Here is a 17,123-nt window from a genome sequence, read left to right as displayed (position 1 = left end):
AGAGACTGCCCATGACCTGGAAACCCTCTGCCATTTCCGAATTGCTGCATCACCGCGCGAGAGGATTGTCCAAGGGAGACCCGGTGGCCCTGCCGATCATGCCGAGTTCGACTTTTCTGCTGCCCGGCGATCCGGATGGCAGCCACTTCTATGGCCGCAATGGCAACCCGACCGTGGAAAGTGTCGAGGCGGAAATAGGCCTGTTGGAAAATGCTGAAGCGGTGCTGTTCCCATCAGGGATGGCAGCGGTGGCGGCGATCCTCCACACGCAGCTGAAGCCCGGCGACAAGGTACTGGTGCACTCTGACGGCTATTACAATGTGCGCGCCCTTTTGCAGGAGTATTTCGTTCCGCGCGGCGTGATCATGGAGACCTGCCCAACGGCAAAAATGGCAGAAGCCGACATGACGGACTTTCGGCTGGTCATGATCGAGACGCCCTCCAATCCGGGGCTGGATGTATGTGACATCGCCGCCGTGGCAGACCGGACCAAGGCCGCAGGCGCGCTGCTGGTGGCAGACAACACGACGGCCACGCCGATCTGCCAGCAGCCGATGGATCTGGGCGCGGACATGGTGCTGATGGCGGATACCAAAGCCATGGCCGGACACTCCGATGTGCTGTGCGGACATGTTGCCAGCCGGGATACGACGCTGATCAACCAGATCCGCACCTATCGGAGACTGGGCGGGGCGATTGTCAGCCCGTTTGATGCCTGGCTGCTACATCGCGGGCTTGAGACGCTGGAACTGCGCGTTTGCCGGGCAAACCAGAATGCGCTCGCTGTTGCGCAAATGCTGGAAAAGCACCCCGCTGTGCAGTCTGTGCGCTATCCCGGCCTGCCGCGTGATGCGAGCCATTCTGTTGCATCTCACCAGATGCGGACATATGGCCCGATTGTCAGCTTCACTCTGAAGGATCGCAAAACGGCAGAAATGTTTATTGAAAACAATGCGATGTCTGTTCCCGCAACCAGCTTTGGCGGGGTTCATACCTCCGCTGAGTGCAGAATCCGCTGGGGCGATCAGGTGGCAGAGGGATTCGTGCGTCTGGCGTGCGGGATTGAGCCTACAGAAGACCTTGTTATTGCGACAGAAAAGGCATTGGAAAGTCTGGACTGAGCTGCAGTCGTCACAAGTGACTTTCAGGCCCAACTGGTATAGCGTTTGTCCAATATGGGCGGGGTCTGATTTATGAAGCGTGTGAGTATAGTTGTTTTCTTCGTTCTGCTGGCCGCAGGCGTATTGGGCTGGTTTCAGCTGAACAAGCCCGAGGAGCCTATGGCGCAGACAGAGCCGCTGCGCATTGATCAGGGCGTTATTACAGGCGGAATCGACCGGGATAATCCGGAGGTTCAGGTCTATAATGGCATCCCCTACGCCACCGCTCGCCGCTGGGCCGCCCCGTCTGCCCCGCCGCAATGGGGTGCCATCAGCCGGGATACGAGGGAATTCGGCCCGCAATGCCTGCAACAGACCGGGGGTCTTGGAGACTTTATCGGCCGGATCACCGAGGGCGTCGGCATGCCATGGTGGAAGCGCGCGCTGGTAGAGCAATATGTTGCATCCCAGCCCGCCCCGAAAGAAGTGGAAGACTGCCTGTTCCTGAACATACGCACCGCCAATCGCGGCAAGCCAAAGCTACAGCCGGTCATGGTGTGGATTCATGGCGGCTCTCACCAGACAGGTAGCGGTGCGATGGATTTATACCAGGCCAATGGCCTGGTCGAACATGGCGTCGTGCTGGTGACGATCAATTACCGCCTTGGTCCGTTCGGTTATCTGGCCCACCCCGCCCTGACGGAAGAGGCCGGGACATCCGGCAATTACGGCCTGCTGGACCAGATTGCTGCGCTGGAATGGGTTCAAAGAAACATCATTGCGTTTGGCGGAGACCCGGACAATGTTACGGTCTTCGGCGAGAGCGCAGGGGCACAATCTATCAGTGAGCTGATGGCTTCTCGCTTGGCTGACGGCCTGTATCAGAAAGCCATCATGCAAAGCGGTGTCAGCAGCTATAATGCGATCCATCTATCGCGCTCGCCCCTGCCTGGTGTGCGCAGCGCAGAGGATGTGGGAGAGGAATTCCTGTCCACACTGGTCGATAGCACCGCGACTGCAGACCGCCTGCGGGCCATTCCCTCACGCGCAATTGTTTCCCGCATCGACAGCCGACCGGATCTCACGGCCTATTTCCTGCCGAATGTGGATGGCAAGATCCTGCCGCAAGCGATTGGCGTAGCGATCCGGGATGACAGGATCAATAATGTGCCCATGCTGGTCGGCTACAATTCAGACGAAGCGACCCTGTTCTACGACGCCTTCAAATCCCCCACCATCCTGCGGCCAAACATTACAGGCAGTCTGGAAGAGCGCGAAGCGGCGTTGGCGAGCGTGTTCGGTCAGAACTCTGCCAAGGCCCTGCAAGCTCTCTACGGAATGACAAGCCTAGCCGCATGGGACAAGGGTGCAACCGACATGCTGGGCGATGATTTGTTCGGCGTGCATACGCGCTTCATGGCGCGTCATAATACGGAGGCTGGCCAGCCTACCTGGATTTACCAGTTCACACGCACACCGCCAAGCAAACGTCAGACACTGGGCGCCCACCACGCAGCCGAAATTCCTTTCGTGTTTGGCAGCCATGGCGGCCTGCTGCCGGCCAATGATGATGACATGCCACTGACCGAGGCGATGCAGACCTATTGGACCAATTTCGCAAAGACCGGGAACCCGAATGGAAAAGGCCTCCCCGAGTGGCCGCAATATGATCCGGACCGCGATGTCTGGCTTGAGCTGAACCACGAGATCAAACGGATTTCCGGCCTGCGTGCCCGCAAGCTGGACATTCTGGAAGAGACCCTGAATGACCGTCTGGACCTGATTGCAGGCACCGACCTGCCGCTGATGGCGGATGAGACCTCTGGCCTATCCGCCCAAGACGCATCAGGCGGTGAGGAGCCCCTGACAGACAGCAACTAGACCGTCACGGTCGATCTCGTCGAAAGCATCGTGCTCTGTTGAGTCGATGTCGAGGACAGCCGCCAATCGGCCCTCGCCATCGAACACTGGCACAACAATTTCGGAATTGGTCGCGGAGTCACAGGCAATGTGGCCAGGGAAAGCGTGCACATCCGGCACGATGATCGGCTCCTGCGTAGCGGCGACATGGCCGCAGACGCCTTTGCCAAATGGAATGCGCAGGCAGCCGAGAGTTCCCTGATAGGGGCCGACAACCAGTTCGCGCTCCTTCAGCGGGTCCACGACATAGAAACCTGTCCAGAAAAATCGCGGCTTGAAGGCCTGCGCGAGAATGCAGGCGGCTGTGGCATATCGCGCCGTGATCGAGGTCTCACCCGCCACGACCGCATCAATTTCCGCCTTGAGATCCCTGTAGAGTTCTGCCTTGTCCATATCCTGCCTCATCTCTGCCTTGAGGGCGCTATATCGGCATCCCAGACCCGTTTAGCAATAGGCCGTTGAAGCCGCCCGCAACCTCTGAAATAGTCAGGAAGAGTCAGGGCGGTAGGCGCCGCCACAATGTGGGGAGAATTTATTTGAACAGGACCGGACGCCTCTGCGCCGCATTGCTGATCACTGCAGCCATGAGCTTGCCAGCAACAGCTCAGCAGGGTGAGACACCGAGCCTGCATGATGATCCAGTCTACGCCCCCGCAACGGATGATGACTACACCTATGATGAGTATGACGACGGTAATGAACCGCTTGCGACAGACCTGAACGCGCTGGAGCGGGCGCATCGGGACTTTTTGCGAAATGGAGAGATGCAGCTGGAGCGGCCCGAAGCCGAGCAGATCGTACCGCCTGATATAAAGCCGCCCCCGCAATGGCTGACGAGTCTATTGAATTTTCTGAGCCATCTGGGACCGGTTTTTCAGTTCCTGTTCTGGGCCATTATTATAGCCATTGTGGGCGGTGTTTTATACTTCCTGTTCGGCGAAGCACTGCGGGTGCGCTTTGGTGGTGATGGCAGCAGTAAAGACAAGGATGGCGATGATGTCATTCCGGACTATCGCCCGGAAGCGGCTGTGGCGCGCTCTTTGCTGGAGGAGGCGGATGCCCTTGCGCGGCAAGGCAAATTTGCCGAGGCGGTCCACCTGCTATTGTTTCGCTCCATTGAAGACATCCAGACCCGCCTGGAAGGCGGCGTGCCGCGCTCTCTGACCGCACGGGAAATCGGCAGCCTGCGCTATCTGCCGGACCGTGTACGCGCTGCGCTGAATCCGATCATCCGCATCGTGGAGCACAGCTTCTTTGGCGGGCGTGACGTAAACGAAGCCAACTGGAAAACGGCCCGAGCCTCCTATGAGGATTTTGCCTTTGGCGGGGAGTGGTCATGAGCCGGAAAGCCCAGACGGAATCGCCCTTTTCCGCGCGCGTCGTCGGCATTCTGCTGGCAATCGCGATCCTGTCCTTTGGCGGCATTATGGTGCTGGCCGGCTGGTCCCCGGAATTGCGGGACCGCAACAAGGCCGGGGACCACCCCTTCTCGACGTCTGCGCTGGGATATAATGGCTTTGTACAGTTGCTTGAGGCACAAAACTATCCGGTGATGATTTCACGCTCTGAACGCACACTGACGGAAACGGATTGGGGCGTCCTGGTGCTGACCCTGTCGGCACGCGGCATGAATGACGCACTGGAGGACTATACGCCAGACCGGACAACGCTGGTCGTGTTGCCTAAGTGGACGGGCCAAATGGACCCGACAAACCAGAAATGGCAAAGGGATGCCAAATTTGCCCGCGCGACAGATATAAATGATCTCTTGTCGGATCTTTCCATTGAGGCAGAGATCGGCCGGATTGATGTGCCATGGGAAACCGAAACACCTTTCGGCAAAATGGCCCTGAAACCCGACAAGAAAATGCAGATCGTCCGGAGCGACAATCTGGAGCCAATTGTCAGCGTTGGGAACGGATACCTCTTCTCAAAAGTGCCGGACAAGCCAATCTACATCCTCAGCGATCCGGACATGATCAATACGTTTGGCCTGTCCAATATAGCCAATGCGCGCTTTGCCATGCAGATGATCAATTATCTGCGTTACGATTATAGCGAACCCATCATTTTCGACGCGACCCTGCATGGCTTTGTGCGGTCTGAAAATCTGATGCAAATGGTGTTCGACGTTCCCTTCATTGGCGCGACGCTTGCCGCCCTGGCCAGCGCGCTTCTGCTCGGCTGGGCGGCGCTGGTACGCTTTGGCCCGCCCGCCCGTGAAGGCCGCACCATCGCGCTGGGCAAGCAGGCACTAGCGGACAATTCCGCAGGTCTCGTCACCATGGCGCGCCGGGAAAGCCGTATGGCACCTGGGTATTTGCAGATGATCCGCCGCCGCGTGGCGCGCGAGATTGGCGCCCCGAAGACACTGACCGAAACGCAGTTGGCAGCTTTGTTTGACCGTCTTGGACCGGATGAAAAGACCGGCAAGCGCTTCTCTGAAATGGAAGCCGGACTGCGCGCCCCTGCCGCAAACCGGGAAGACCTCATGAACAAGGCTCGCGACCTGTATCGCTGGCGCAAGGGAATTATTGGGAGATCCGTGAATGAACGTAAATGATATCAAGGCGCTGGCGGACAGAATTCGCGGCCAAGTGCGCAAGGCCGTTGTCGGCCAGGACACGACCGTCGATATTTTGTTGACCGCCCTGTTCTCCTCCGGTCACGTTCTGCTGGAGGGCCCGCCCGGAACGGCAAAGACACTGCTGGCACAATGCTTCGCCCGCTCGATCTCTCTTGGCTTCGGTCGCATCCAGTTCACACCGGACCTTATGCCAGGAGATGTTCTGGGCACAAACTTGTTCAACTTCCAGACCAATGAGTTCAGCCTCACCAAGGGCCCGATCTTTACGGATCTGCTGCTGGCAGACGAGATCAACCGGACACCGCCCAAGACACAGGCCGCCCTGCTGGAAGCGATGCAGGAGCGCAAGGTGACGATTGACGGCGACACGTACAGCCTGAACGACCGCTTCACGGTGATCGCGACGCAAAACCCGATTGAGCAACAGGGCACCTACCCCCTGCCCGAGGCCCAGTTGGACCGTTTCCTGTTCAAGCATACGCTGGATTATCCGAGCCGCGAGGAAGAGTTGGCTATTGTAGCACAACACGGCACCCGCACAGGCATGAAGACCGCGAAGGGCTTTGGCGTCGAGCCTGTCGTCTCAGCCGAGGAACTCGCGGAGGCCGTGGCGTCTGTGGCCGAAGCGCGCCTACAGGACGACATTATCGCCTATATCGTGGATATTATCCGCGCGACACGCACCTCGCCTGCACTGGAAACCGGCGCTTCTCCGCGTGCAGCGGCAGCGCTGGCAACGGCCGCCCGCGCCCGCGCGGCGCTGGATGGACGGGACTTTGTCATTCCGGATGATGTGAAGCTGCTGGCCTTGCCTGCGCTGCGTCACCGCGTGCTGTTGTCGCCCGGCGCGGAGATTGAAGGCAAGACAACCGACGAAACGCTTGCGGCCATCATTGAGCAGACGGCTGCGCCCCGGTGATTTCTCCAACCCCCCGCGCCATTTTCCTGATGCTGCTCGGCGTGCCTCTAATGGTACTGATCGCTCTGCTGCGTCCGGAATTGTGGATCATCTGCGCCGGGTGGATTGGCGCGATTGGTGGCCTTATCCTGCTGGACGCCATGGTGGGGCCCAGTCTGCGCGCCTATCAGGTAAAAATGGATGTACCGCCCCTGCTATATGTTGGCGCAACAGACCCTGTGGACCTGACGTTAAGCTTCTCCACAGGTGCGCTGCCAAGGCGCATCGAGATCCTGTTGGAAGTCAACGAGACGCTGGAAGACATGCCAGCCAAAGGCCTTCGCGGCTGGAATAACCGTGAGCGGACTTATGCCTTCGGACTGACGCCCTTACGGCGTGGCATGGCACAGCTGATCAGGCTGTGGAGCCGATGGCAGGGGCCGCTGGGCCTGGTGCAAAAACGACATCTGATGGAGCTGAACAGGGACATCCCCGTCACGCCAAATATCCGCTGGGTGAAGGATGAAGCCATCCGCCTATATTCGCGGGATGCGGAGTTCGGCATCAAGATGCAGATTGATCGCGGCGATGGCAGCGAGTTCGACGCCCTGCGCGAATTCACAACGGGCATGGACCGGCGGGCCATAGACTGGAAGCATTCGGCCCGCCACCGTAACCTGCTGGCCAAGGAATTCCGGACAGAGCGTAACCATAATATCGTCTTTGCCTTCGACACCGGACGCCTAATGAGCGAGCCGCTAGGCGGCGTGCCGAAGATTGACCGGGCGATCAATGCCGGTCTGCTGCTCAGCTTTGTGTCGCTGCGCAATGGCGACCGGACGATGATCTATGGCTTTGACGAACGCCCCGGTCTGATGAGTGGCTTCCTGGCGGGACGGCGCGCTTTCACAAAGGCGCAGAGTCTGGCGGCTGAGCTCGACTATTCTTCGGAAGAAGCAAACTTCACCCTCGCCCTGTCAAACCTCTCCAGCCGCTTGGAAAGACGCAGCCTGATCATCATCTTTTCGGATTTCGTGGACACGATTTCAGCCGAGTTGATGCTGGAAAATGTAAAACGTCTGACGGACCGCCATCTGGTTCTGTTCGCCACTTTTGAGGATGAAGCCCTGGCCGACATGGTCGACGCCCAGCCCCTCACGACCGAGGATGTCAGCCGCGCCGTGATCGCCGACACACTGATGGCAGAGCGCGATATCGTGCTGCGCCGCCTGCAGCGCATGGGCGTACAGGTGATCGAGACGCGACCGGAGGAGTTTGGGGTTGAACTGATCTCACGTTACATCCAGATCAAGCAGAGGGACATGCTGTGAGCGACCTTCTAAAATCCTATCGCTTCCGCGAGGAAAGAGAGACGGACTGGCGCAAGCTGGACCTGATCCTCACCCGTGCTGAGAATAATGGCGTGAAGGCGTTGAGCGATGAAGATATGATGGCCCTGCCGCGCCTTTACCGGCAGGCCGTATCCTCTCTGTCTGTGGCGCGGTCGATCTCTCTGGACCAAAATGTGATTGCCTATCTCGAAGGCCTCTGCACGCGCGCCTATTTCTTTGTATATGGGACGCGCGCTTCCATTGGTGAGCGGATCATGGATTTCCTGCGCAGGGACTGGCCTGCCTGTGTCTCTGCAGCGCTGGGGCCGACCCTGCTGGCCACCCTGTTTCTGTTCGGCGGCGGGGCACTGGCCTTCTTCCTGTGCGTTCAGGACATGGACTGGTTCTGGACCTTTCATGGCAACAATTTCTGGGATGGCCGCAATCCGGATGCGACTGTGGAGTATCTGCGTTCCACGATTTACCATGATCCGATGAGCACCGAAGATGGGCAGCTAACGTCCTTTGCCAGTTACCTGTTCAACAACAATGCCCAGATCGCCCTCTTCGCGTTCGCGCTCGGCTTTGCCTTTGGCATCCCGACGGCCTGGCTGTTGATTTATAATGGCGTGCACCTGGGATCGATGTACGCCGTATTCTGGAGCAAGGGGCTTGGCTATGAATTCACCGGCTGGCTGATGATCCACGGCACGACAGAGCTGTTCGCAATCATTCTGGCGGGCGCAGCTGGGTTTTTGATCGGCGGCGCGGTGGCCTTTCCGGGGCGCATGACCCGGCTCGCCTCTGCGCGTCATGCCGGGCAGAAGGCCGCGACGATTGCGATGGGCTGTGTCATCATGCTGATCGTGGCCGCCATTCTGGAAGGCTTCGGTCGACAGATGATCAATAGCGATGTGACCCGCTACACGATCGCCATCGGCATGATGTTCCTGTGGCTGGCCTATTTCTATCTGCCGCGCCGGGACGAGGCGAAGCCATGAACGCAACGGTTCCTCACGCCCCGCAGAATCTGAGTCGCCTTCAAATTGAAGCCGACCAGCGCCGACGTGCGCGTATGCTGGAAAATCAGCGCCAGTCCAAACTGGTTCGCGAACTGGTGACGCCCGAAGGCGCGGTCATTCATTTGAAACTGTCCACGGCCAGCGAACGCGCCGGGGCCTTCCTGATCGATGTGGCCATCCAGTGGGCCATCGTGATCGCGACAGCCATCGGGCTAAGCTATGCCATCCGTGCCATGGGAAGCGGCAGCGCGAACATTGCGTTTGCGGTCTGGCTGGTCTTCTTCTTTTTCTTGCGGAACTTCTATTACATTTTCTTCGAGTTGGGACCGAAATCCGCCACGCCAGGCAAGCGTGCACTAGGCATACGTGTGGCGGCCCGCGATGGCGGCAGGCTGACCGCAAACTCTGTGCTGGCACGAAATTTCATCCGCGAGATTGAAGTCGGTTTGCCCTTTCAATTCCTGATGATGGGTGGCACGGGCGTGTCAGGCTGGATAGCCCTTCTGGGCCTCGTCTGGTCCGGAATCTTCCTGCTCTTCCCCATCTTCAACAAGGACAAGATGCGCGTCGGAGACCTGATCGCTGGCACATGGGTGATCCGGGCGCCCAAGGCCAAGTTGATGGGCGATATCTCTTCCTCTGCGGCAAGCCAGGCCCTGCCAGGCAGGTTTGCCTTCACACCGGAGCAGGCCGATGCCTATGGCATCCACGAGCTTCACGTTCTGGAGGATGTGCTGAGAAACTCAACCGAAGAAGTGAAATCGCAGGTTGCGCTCCGCATCCGGACAAAGATCGGCTGGCAGACCCAACCGGGAGAGACCGATATTGCCTTTCTGGAAGCCTATTACGCGGCCCTCCGCCGCCGCCTTGAGCAACGCATGCTGCTGGGAGATCGCAAGGCCGACAAATACGATACACGATAGACTGGTCAGAGCCGCCTCTTCACCCAGTCACGGGTCAGAAAGCCATCAATCAAGTCACATACGAGGCCCAGCTCTGTCAGGGCTGATGTGAACCGGCTTGCATCTACCAGCGGCCTGAAGATAGAGCCTGCTTCGAACTGGTCACCCGCTTCCAGGACGAGGCTCATATGACCATCCTCGAATATTCCACGCAGTTTGCCACCCGAGAAATGCCGTTCCAAGGCAATCAAACGCTCCATCCTGTCCGGCGAGAGCAAGGCACGCGCCTCAACCTGATCGGTTGAGTAAACCGTGAAGGCACGGTCCAGCTCTTTCGAGATGAGATCGACTTTCTTGAGGCCGGCAGCATTGCGTCCACGCTTCCACCAGCCAGACCTCGCCATCAGGGTACGTCCAAGAAACCGCTCGGGATATTCGATGTGCACCAGAATGCCCTGGAACACGGTCGTACTATTCTTGCCGCTCGTTGCCAGTGTTGCCTCGACCAGGGCAAATTTCGCGCCAGCACGCTCCCCCGTGATGAGATCCTCAAAGCGGCTTTTGGAGTGACCGCGAAACAAACCTGCTGCTTTCAAAATCTCATAAGCGGGTGTCGGCGCCCTGTCTCCATTCAGTGGTTCAAATTCCCCGAAAGGCGTCTGAACTTTCGGGGAGCCTCCTGAATTGTGCTGTTTCATCCATTCCGACAGACGATCGCCGAGAGAGCTGAAGTCTTCAATACCGTCCAGATTGGGATGGAGCGTATCATATCTGAACCCCAAAGGGGCACAGGCCGCAGATAGAACCAATTGCTTGGTCTGGGACTTCATGTTGAAAACGCGCACCCACGCGACACCAGCAAACACCGCAACCGCCATCATCATCGTAAAGAACATGATTGGGAAATTAAACGCCAGCCCGTCCATAATCCCCGCTATGTGCAATGCGATGAAGATGACCAGCACACCAAGGACCGCGACCACACTGTTGCGCACAGCCCGGTTGATAGAAGCCTTGCGGCATGCTTCGCGGCGACCAAGTTCCGGCATCAAAACATCAGACCAGATGTGTACAGAATGTTCAAATTCCGGCCGACTGGCCGCAATTGCTTCCAATTCAGGCACACCTTTGACGGCGCCGGCCCCCTTTCCCGACAGTTCGGACATGCCTGAATGATCCCCCATGCTCTGTCCGTCAGGACAGACGCATCATCAGGCCGCAGCCCGTTGGGGTCTTCCCATAACGGAAACGCAGTTACGTCCCTTGGATTTGGAATCGTACAGAGCGTGGTCAGCTTGTTCAAGAACCTTGTCGAAGTCAGAACCTGGCGGCAGTAGCGCCAGTCCAAAACTGGCCGTCACATTTACCGGCTGCCCATCAAGAAACACCATGTGCCGCTCGATCGACGCACGCACCCGCTCGCATACGCTTTGAGCCTGCTCAATATCAACATTGCTGAGCATGATGACGAACTCTTCGCCGCCCCAACGACCGAGACGGTCGAATGGGCCGCGCAATTCGGAATAGGCCACCGCAGCAACCTCGCGCAGAACGACATCGCCACCGCCATGACCGTAGCGATCATTAACGGCCTTGAAGTAATCTAGATCGAACAGCGCAATGGCAGAGGTCACTTCTGTCCGTGCCATGCGGGCCAGTTCCTCAACGGCAAACTGACGGAAGAACTTCCGGTTAAGAAGACCTGTCAGCGGGTCAGTGGAAGCAATGTCTTCCAGGGCGCGCTGGTAAATACGCATCCGGAATTCGTGCTGAGCCGCGATGGCCCCTGTTGGAACTGCAACGCATGTTGCGATGAACAGGTTTGCCACAATGAAGTTTTTGGGATCTGCCGCAAGCCCAAGGGAATAGACGATGATCGAAAACGTAAATGACAAACAGAGGGCCGTAATCGCCACGAAGGCGAAAAAGGTAAGAGACTCTATTACATCTTTGGTTCGATCTGACACTTGCAGTCTCCCATCCAATAAGAAGGTTTTCTCACAAGAAGAATATTTTATCATCAATCCGATAGAAAACTTTGATGGGTCGGCATTCACCTTTTGGAAACGTAATCTTCCCGCGCATGTACACCGCACTGCTAGAACGATAATGGTTTAGGAAATTCCCCTGCCATCTGGGGTGGCGCAAAAGTCATGGGGGAGTGCCACACGCAGAGTTAATTCTCACCGTCCCATGAACTGGCCTCCTTCTTCTGGATTAACTCGAAGAAAATTCGCAATTTCCCGGTTGACGCTGACAGGTGGCGACCTTAACTCCGCAACACCGTTAGCAGTCAGCATGGGTGAGTGCTAAATCCCTGGCCGACGCGCTGACGACTAGACATTCAAGAGAACTCGTCAATTAGGACAAGAGGGCAAAACCAATGAAACTTCGTCCCCTGCACGACCGTGTCGTCGTGCGCCGCGTCAAGGAAGAAGAGAAAACCAAGGGCGGGATCATCATTCCCGACTCCGCCAAGGAAAAGCCGCAGGAAGGCGAAATCGTTGCTGTGGGCGCTGGTGCCATCGGTGACGACAATGAGCGCGTTCCGCTCGACGTCAAGAAAGGCGACCGCGTGCTCTTCGGCAAATGGTCCGGCACGGAAGTGACCGTCGACGGCGAAGAACTGCTCATCATGAAAGAGAGCGACATCATGGGTGTTTTGGAAGGCTAAGCGCCTCCCCCCATCGTTTTCGATCAGACAGATATACTCAAAAGAGGTAATCCAATATGTCAGCCAAACACGTAGTTTTCGGCGCAGACGCCCGCGAGAAGATGCTGAAAGGCGTCGATATCCTTGCCAACGCCGTGAAAGTCACCCTCGGCCCGAAAGGCCGTAACGTTGTCATCGAAAAATCCTTCGGCGCTCCGCGCACCACGAAGGACGGCGTCACCGTTGCAAAAGAGATCGAGCTTGAAGACAAGCTGGAGAATATGGGCGCACAAATGCTGCGCGAAGTCGCATCCAAAGCCAATGACGTGGCTGGCGACGGCACCACGACGGCAACCGTTCTCGCTCAAGCCATCGTTCGCGAAGGCATGAAGCGCGTTGCTGCCGGCATGAACCCGATGGACCTGAAGCGCGGTATCGACAAGGCAGCTGCCGAAGTCGTCAAAGACCTCGCCCACCATTCCAAAAAAGTGAAGTCCAATGATGAGATCGCCCAAGTCGGCACGATCTCCGCAAACGGCGACACCGAAGTCGGCTCCATGATCGCTGAAGCCATGGCGAAAGTCGGCAATGAAGGCGTCATCACGGTTGAAGAAGCCAAATCCCTCGAAACCGAGCTGGACGTTGTGGAAGGCATGCAGTTCGACCGCGGCTACCTGTCCCCTTACTTCATCACCAACCCGGACAAGATGATCGCTGAACTCGACGATGCGCTCATCCTGCTTCACGAATCCAAACTCTCCAGCCTGCAGCCGCTGCTGCCGATCCTGGAGCAGGTTGTTCAATCCCAGAAGCCGCTGCTGATCATCGCTGAAGACGTTGATGGTGAAGCCCTGGCTACGCTGGTCGTGAACAAGCTGCGCGGTGGCCTGAAAATCGCTGCTGTGAAAGCTCCTGGCTTTGGCGACCGCCGCAAGGCAATGCTGCAGGACATCGCTGTCCTGACGGGCGGCCAGGTGATCTCTGAAGACCTCGGCATCAAGCTTGAGAACGTCTCCATGGATATGCTCGGCACTGCCAAACGCATCAACATCACCAAAGACGACACCACGATCGTAGATGGCGCTGGCAAGAAAAAAGACATCGAAGCGCGTGTCAGCCAGATCCGCAGACAGATCGAAGACACGACCTCAGACTACGACAAAGAGAAACTGCAAGAGCGCCTGGCCAAACTGGCTGGCGGTGTTGCCGTGATCAAAGTCGGCGGTGCAACCGAAGTCGAAGTGAAAGAGCGTAAGGACCGCGTCGACGACGCCCTGAACGCTACGCGTGCTGCTGTTGAAGAAGGCATCGTCCCGGGGGGGGGTACAGCCCTGCTCCGCGCCTCCAAGAACATCGACGTTACGGGTGAAAATGACGACGAAAGAGCTGGCATCGACATCGTCCGCAAGGCGCTCGAAGCTCCGGTTCGTCAAATCGCCGAGAACGCTGGCGTTGAAGGTTCTGTGGTCGTAAACACGATCCTGCAAACCAAGAGCCGGTCGCATGGCTTCAACGCTCAAACCGAAGAATATGGTGACCTCGTCGCCATGGGTGTCATCGACCCGGTCAAAGTTGTTCGCTCTGCCCTGCAGAACGCTGCTTCCGTTGCCGGTCTGCTGATCACCACCGAGGCCTCTATCTCCGAAGCACCGAAGAAAGAGTCCGCTGGTGGCGGCATGCCCGACATGGGTGGCATGGGCGGTATGGGTGGCATGGGCTTCTAAGCCTTACACCCAAACGCAAAGTCTCAGAGAGGCAGCACTTCAGTGCTGCCTCTTTTTTTGTGGCCACAGGCAAGAAAGCCTCAAGCAACATCTCCGGATTATCGCGATTTCGCCTTTTCTACCGCAAGGGCAACCTCATAGACTCGCTCAAAACATATTGGGAGAGAAGCAACGTGACGACATCCTCAGAGATGAACTTTGGCGACATGCTGGACGCGATCGGGCAGTTGCTCGGCCCGGATGATCTGGCTCTCGCGCATGGCGACCGCCAGATATACTGGCCAGAATTGACAGCCCGCTCCAACAGGCTGGCGCGGAACTTGCGCGAGCTGGGGGCAGAAACAGGCGACAAAGCCGGCTTCTATCTACGAAACCAAACGGAATATACCGAAGCGCTGGTCGCCTGCTTCAAGGCACGGCTGACGCATGTGAACGTCAACTACCGCTACCTGGCAGATGAGCTGTTCTACATCTTCGACAATTCCGACGCGACAGTCGTGTTTTATGATGTTCAGTTCATGGATCAGGTGGAGCTGGTTCGGGGACGCCTGCCGGACGTCAAAATCTGGGTACAGATTGGTAGTGGCGACATTCCAGACTGGGCGCATGGCTATGACAAGCTTGCGACCGAGGGCGATCCCTCTCCGCTCGGCATTGAGCGGTCCCCGGATGATCTCCTCTTTCTTTATACGGGTGGGACAACCGGCATGCCCAAAGGCGTGATGTGGTCACAGCGCATCTGGCGGCAGGCCGCAAAAGAAGGCGCTGAGCAGGCCGGCCTGCCCTATCCTTCCACCATGGAGGAATTCCTGCCGGCGGTGCAATTGATGGGAAAAACGGCGCGCCAAGTGCCGGCCTGCCCGCTGATGCACGGCACGGGATTGTTCACGGCAATGGGCGCGATTCTGGGGGGCGGCGCGATCATCACGCTGGAACAGAATACCGGATTTGATCCTGAAAACCTGTGGGATACAGTCTCCAGGCATGGCGTAACCAGCATGGCCATTGTCGGGGACGCCTTCGGCAAACCCATGTTGAAAGCCCTGGATGAAAACCCCGGCCGTTGGGATGTCAGCTCTGTACAGAGCATTGTATCATCCGGCGTAATGTGGAGCGCGGAAGTGAAGCAGGGTCTGCTGCGTCACATGCCCCAGGCCGCCATGATGGATAGCTTCGGCGCGTCAGAAGCCGTAGGCTTTGGCTCGTCCACTACCACGCTGGAAGGCGGCACAAAGACCTCAAAGTTCGAGATCGGGCCGAAATGCAAAGTCTTCACAGAGGATGACCGGGAAGTCGCACCCGGCAGCGGAGAACCCGGTTTCATCGCGCGGGGCGGTGCCGTGCCGCTCGGCTATTACAAGGATGAGGAGAAATCTGCCAAGACCTTCAAGACTATCAACGGCATGCGCTATGCTATCCCAGGTGATTGGTGCACGGTCGAAGAAGACGGCACAATCACTCTGCTGGGGCGCGGCTCCAACTGCATCAATACAGCGGGGGAAAAAGTCTATCCCGAAGAAGTGGAAGAGGCCCTAAAAGAACACGCCGCCGTGAAAGACGCATTGGTTGTTGGGGTGCCGGACGATAAATGGGGCAGCGCAGTAACGGCCGTTGTCTCAACTGACAGTGATGTCAGCGAAGACGAATTACGCAGCTTCGTACAAAGCCGCATCGCACGCTACAAGGCACCGAAATCCATCCTGTTCAAGGCAGACCTCGGCCGCGCGCCCAATGGCAAGGCCGATTATAAATCCATCAAGGCCTATGCCCTGCAACAACTGGGCATCAGCCAATAAACAGGAGACCACGCAGCGTGTAGGCCACCGCCGCCACGACCAGCATCGACACGAAAGCTATACCGAAGAACCAGAGGAGCCGCTTGCCCAGCGGCTCCTCTTTGTCATCTCCGGGCTGAACCGGTTCAAGACGCATGATACCCGTCTCCCGGCTTCACCTTGCCCCAGAACAGGCTGTACACATAGGCCGTGTACGTTAGGATAATCGGAAGCATGATGACGGCGCCGACCAGCATCAGCATCAAGGCATTGTCCGCCGCAGCAGCCTCCCACACAGACACCTCGTATGGCACGATGAAGGGAAACAGGCTGACGCCCAGGCCGATATAGCCACTGAGGAAGATACCCACGGCCAGCAGATAAGGCCGCCAGTCCGGCGCAGAACCAAGCGCACCCGGCTTCATGGAAAGATCCCGCCACAGCCAGAGACACAGAGCCATACCGGCAAGCGGCACAGGCGCCAGCGGCAGGAAGCGCGCAGGATCAATATGGCTCATGCTGAAGCCCCAGCGATCCCCAATGGACGGGTCAAGCGACAGGGTTGCGAAGCTGACCGCCAGGAAACAGATGGCCACGCCGATCAGTGCCATTCGCGCCCATTTGCGGGCCTTCATGTGCAACTCGTTCTCTGTCTTCAGAACGAGCCAGCACGCTCCCAGTAACATGTAGCCGATCACAACGGAAATACCGGTCAGCAGCGTGAACGGGGTAAGCCAGTCAAATGTACCGCCTGCAAAGGCACCGCCTTCAACCCGGACACCTTGCACCATTCCACCCAGCATGATGCCTTGGGCCAGAGCTGCTGTGAACGAACCGCCATAGAAAGCACCATTCCAGAACAGGCGTGTTGGTTTGCGCACCGCCTTGTGACGGAACTCAAACGCCACGCCGCGAAAAATCAATGCAGCCAGCATGATCAGCACCGGCAGGTAAAAGGCAGGCATGATGATGGCGTAGGCTGTCGGGAAGGCGGCGAACAGCCCGCCGCCACCAATGATCAGCCAAGTCTCGTTGCCATCCCAGACCGGCTCAACCGTGGCGGTCATCATGTTGCGTTCTTCTTCATCCTTGGCGATGGCCGTGAATATGCCGACGCCGAGATCAAAACCGTCGAGCAGCACATACATCATGACACCAATAGCGAGGATGAGAGCCCAGATGAGGGGTAGATCAATATCCATGGTAACCTC

Annotated in this window: 16 protein-coding genes; 11 read left to right on the top strand and 5 right to left on the bottom strand. The window is 57.8% G+C overall.

Translation table 11 applies throughout. The annotated features are described in order from the left end of the window. The first annotated feature begins 11 nt into the window (after positions 1-11). Positions 12-1,121, top strand: a complete 1,110-nt coding sequence (locus HY2_RS05000) for a cystathionine gamma-lyase (RefSeq protein ID WP_034825296.1) — start codon at positions 12-14, stop codon at positions 1,119-1,121. Positions 1,122-1,202: 81 nt separating this feature from the next. Further along, on the top strand, positions 1,203-2,981 hold the full coding sequence (locus HY2_RS04995) for a carboxylesterase/lipase family protein (RefSeq protein ID WP_158535264.1): 1,779 nt from the start codon (positions 1,203-1,205) through the stop codon (positions 2,979-2,981). Here HY2_RS04995 and HY2_RS04990 read toward each other — a convergent pair. Further along, positions 2,946-3,413, bottom strand: coding sequence for a GAF domain-containing protein (locus HY2_RS04990; RefSeq protein ID WP_034825294.1), 468 nt, complete (start codon positions 3,411-3,413; stop codon positions 2,946-2,948). The genes HY2_RS04995 and HY2_RS04990 overlap by 36 nt on opposite strands. Before the next feature lie 143 nt (positions 3,414-3,556). On the opposite strand from HY2_RS04990, the gene HY2_RS16640 reads away from it, so the two are divergent. From HY2_RS16640 to HY2_RS04960, 6 genes are read left to right on the top strand one after another with little or no spacing between them, the layout of a single operon-like run. Continuing rightward, positions 3,557-4,360 (top strand): hypothetical protein, encoded by an 804-nt coding sequence (locus HY2_RS16640; RefSeq protein ID WP_112063362.1) that lies wholly within the window; start codon positions 3,557-3,559, stop codon positions 4,358-4,360. Continuing rightward, positions 4,357-5,583, top strand: a complete 1,227-nt coding sequence (locus HY2_RS04980) for a DUF4350 domain-containing protein (protein ID WP_034825293.1) — start codon at positions 4,357-4,359, stop codon at positions 5,581-5,583. The genes HY2_RS16640 and HY2_RS04980 overlap by 4 nt, the downstream gene beginning before the upstream one ends. Next, positions 5,570-6,526, top strand: a complete 957-nt coding sequence (locus HY2_RS04975) for an AAA family ATPase (protein WP_034825292.1) — start codon at positions 5,570-5,572, stop codon at positions 6,524-6,526. The genes HY2_RS04980 and HY2_RS04975 overlap by 14 nt, the downstream gene beginning before the upstream one ends. Then, positions 6,523-7,836, top strand: coding sequence for a DUF58 domain-containing protein (locus HY2_RS04970; protein WP_034825291.1), 1,314 nt, complete (start codon positions 6,523-6,525; stop codon positions 7,834-7,836). The genes HY2_RS04975 and HY2_RS04970 overlap by 4 nt, the downstream gene beginning before the upstream one ends. Continuing rightward, positions 7,833-8,837 carry a stage II sporulation protein M gene (locus HY2_RS04965; protein ID WP_034825290.1) on the top strand — a complete coding sequence of 335 codons (1,005 nt, stop codon included), beginning with the start codon at positions 7,833-7,835 and terminating at the stop codon, positions 8,835-8,837. The genes HY2_RS04970 and HY2_RS04965 overlap by 4 nt, the downstream gene beginning before the upstream one ends. Next, entirely contained in the window at positions 8,834-9,781 is a 948-nt protein-coding gene (locus tag HY2_RS04960; RefSeq protein WP_233346904.1) for an RDD family protein, read from the top strand. Before HY2_RS04965 ends, HY2_RS04960 begins: the two co-directional genes overlap by 4 nt. A gap of 5 nt (positions 9,782-9,786) precedes the next feature. Here the strand turns inward: HY2_RS04960 and HY2_RS16635 are convergent, their stop codons facing one another. Both HY2_RS16635 and HY2_RS04950 read right to left on the bottom strand, forming a co-directional pair. Next, positions 9,787-10,926 carry a DUF3137 domain-containing protein gene (locus HY2_RS16635; RefSeq protein WP_158534041.1) on the bottom strand — a complete coding sequence of 380 codons (1,140 nt, stop codon included), beginning with the start codon at positions 10,924-10,926 and terminating at the stop codon, positions 9,787-9,789. 45 nt (positions 10,927-10,971) lie between these two features. Continuing rightward, positions 10,972-11,727 carry a GGDEF domain-containing protein gene (locus HY2_RS04950; RefSeq protein WP_051594733.1) on the bottom strand — a complete coding sequence of 252 codons (756 nt, stop codon included), beginning with the start codon at positions 11,725-11,727 and terminating at the stop codon, positions 10,972-10,974. A 416-nt stretch (positions 11,728-12,143) separates the two neighbouring features. Here HY2_RS04950 and groES point away from each other — a divergent pair, with 416 nt between their 5' ends. The 3 genes from groES (at position 12,144) to HY2_RS04935 (ending at position 15,933) form a co-directional block, all read left to right on the top strand. Next, the gene (groES, locus tag HY2_RS04945) at positions 12,144-12,434 is read left to right on the top strand and encodes a co-chaperone GroES (protein WP_034825289.1); all 291 of its coding nucleotides are present in this window, start codon (positions 12,144-12,146) and stop codon (positions 12,432-12,434) included. A gap of 56 nt (positions 12,435-12,490) precedes the next feature. Then, positions 12,491-14,137: a chaperonin GroEL gene (gene groL / locus HY2_RS04940; protein WP_034825288.1), complete on the top strand. Its 1,647-nt coding sequence runs from the start codon at positions 12,491-12,493 to the stop codon at positions 14,135-14,137. A gap of 191 nt (positions 14,138-14,328) precedes the next feature. Then, positions 14,329-15,933 carry an acyl-CoA synthetase gene (locus tag HY2_RS04935; RefSeq protein ID WP_034825287.1) on the top strand — a complete coding sequence of 535 codons (1,605 nt, stop codon included), beginning with the start codon at positions 14,329-14,331 and terminating at the stop codon, positions 15,931-15,933. Here HY2_RS04935 and HY2_RS17290 read toward each other — a convergent pair. Further along, complete coding sequence (locus HY2_RS17290; protein ID WP_155836543.1) at positions 15,923-16,069, bottom strand: hypothetical protein; 147 nt, start codon at positions 16,067-16,069, stop codon at positions 15,923-15,925. The genes HY2_RS04935 and HY2_RS17290 overlap by 11 nt on opposite strands. Beyond that, positions 16,059-17,114, bottom strand: coding sequence for a cytochrome d ubiquinol oxidase subunit II (cydB, locus tag HY2_RS04930; RefSeq protein WP_034825286.1), 1,056 nt, complete (start codon positions 17,112-17,114; stop codon positions 16,059-16,061). Before cydB ends, HY2_RS17290 begins: the two co-directional genes overlap by 11 nt. Between the last annotated feature and the right edge of the window lie 9 nt (positions 17,115-17,123).

The organism is Hyphomonas pacifica (genome assembly GCF_000682675.1).
Taxonomy (GTDB): Bacteria; Pseudomonadota; Alphaproteobacteria; order Caulobacterales; family Hyphomonadaceae; genus Hyphomonas; species Hyphomonas pacifica.
Note: the sequence above shows the minus strand (reverse complement) of the source record. Positions and strands in the feature narration are given on the sequence as shown.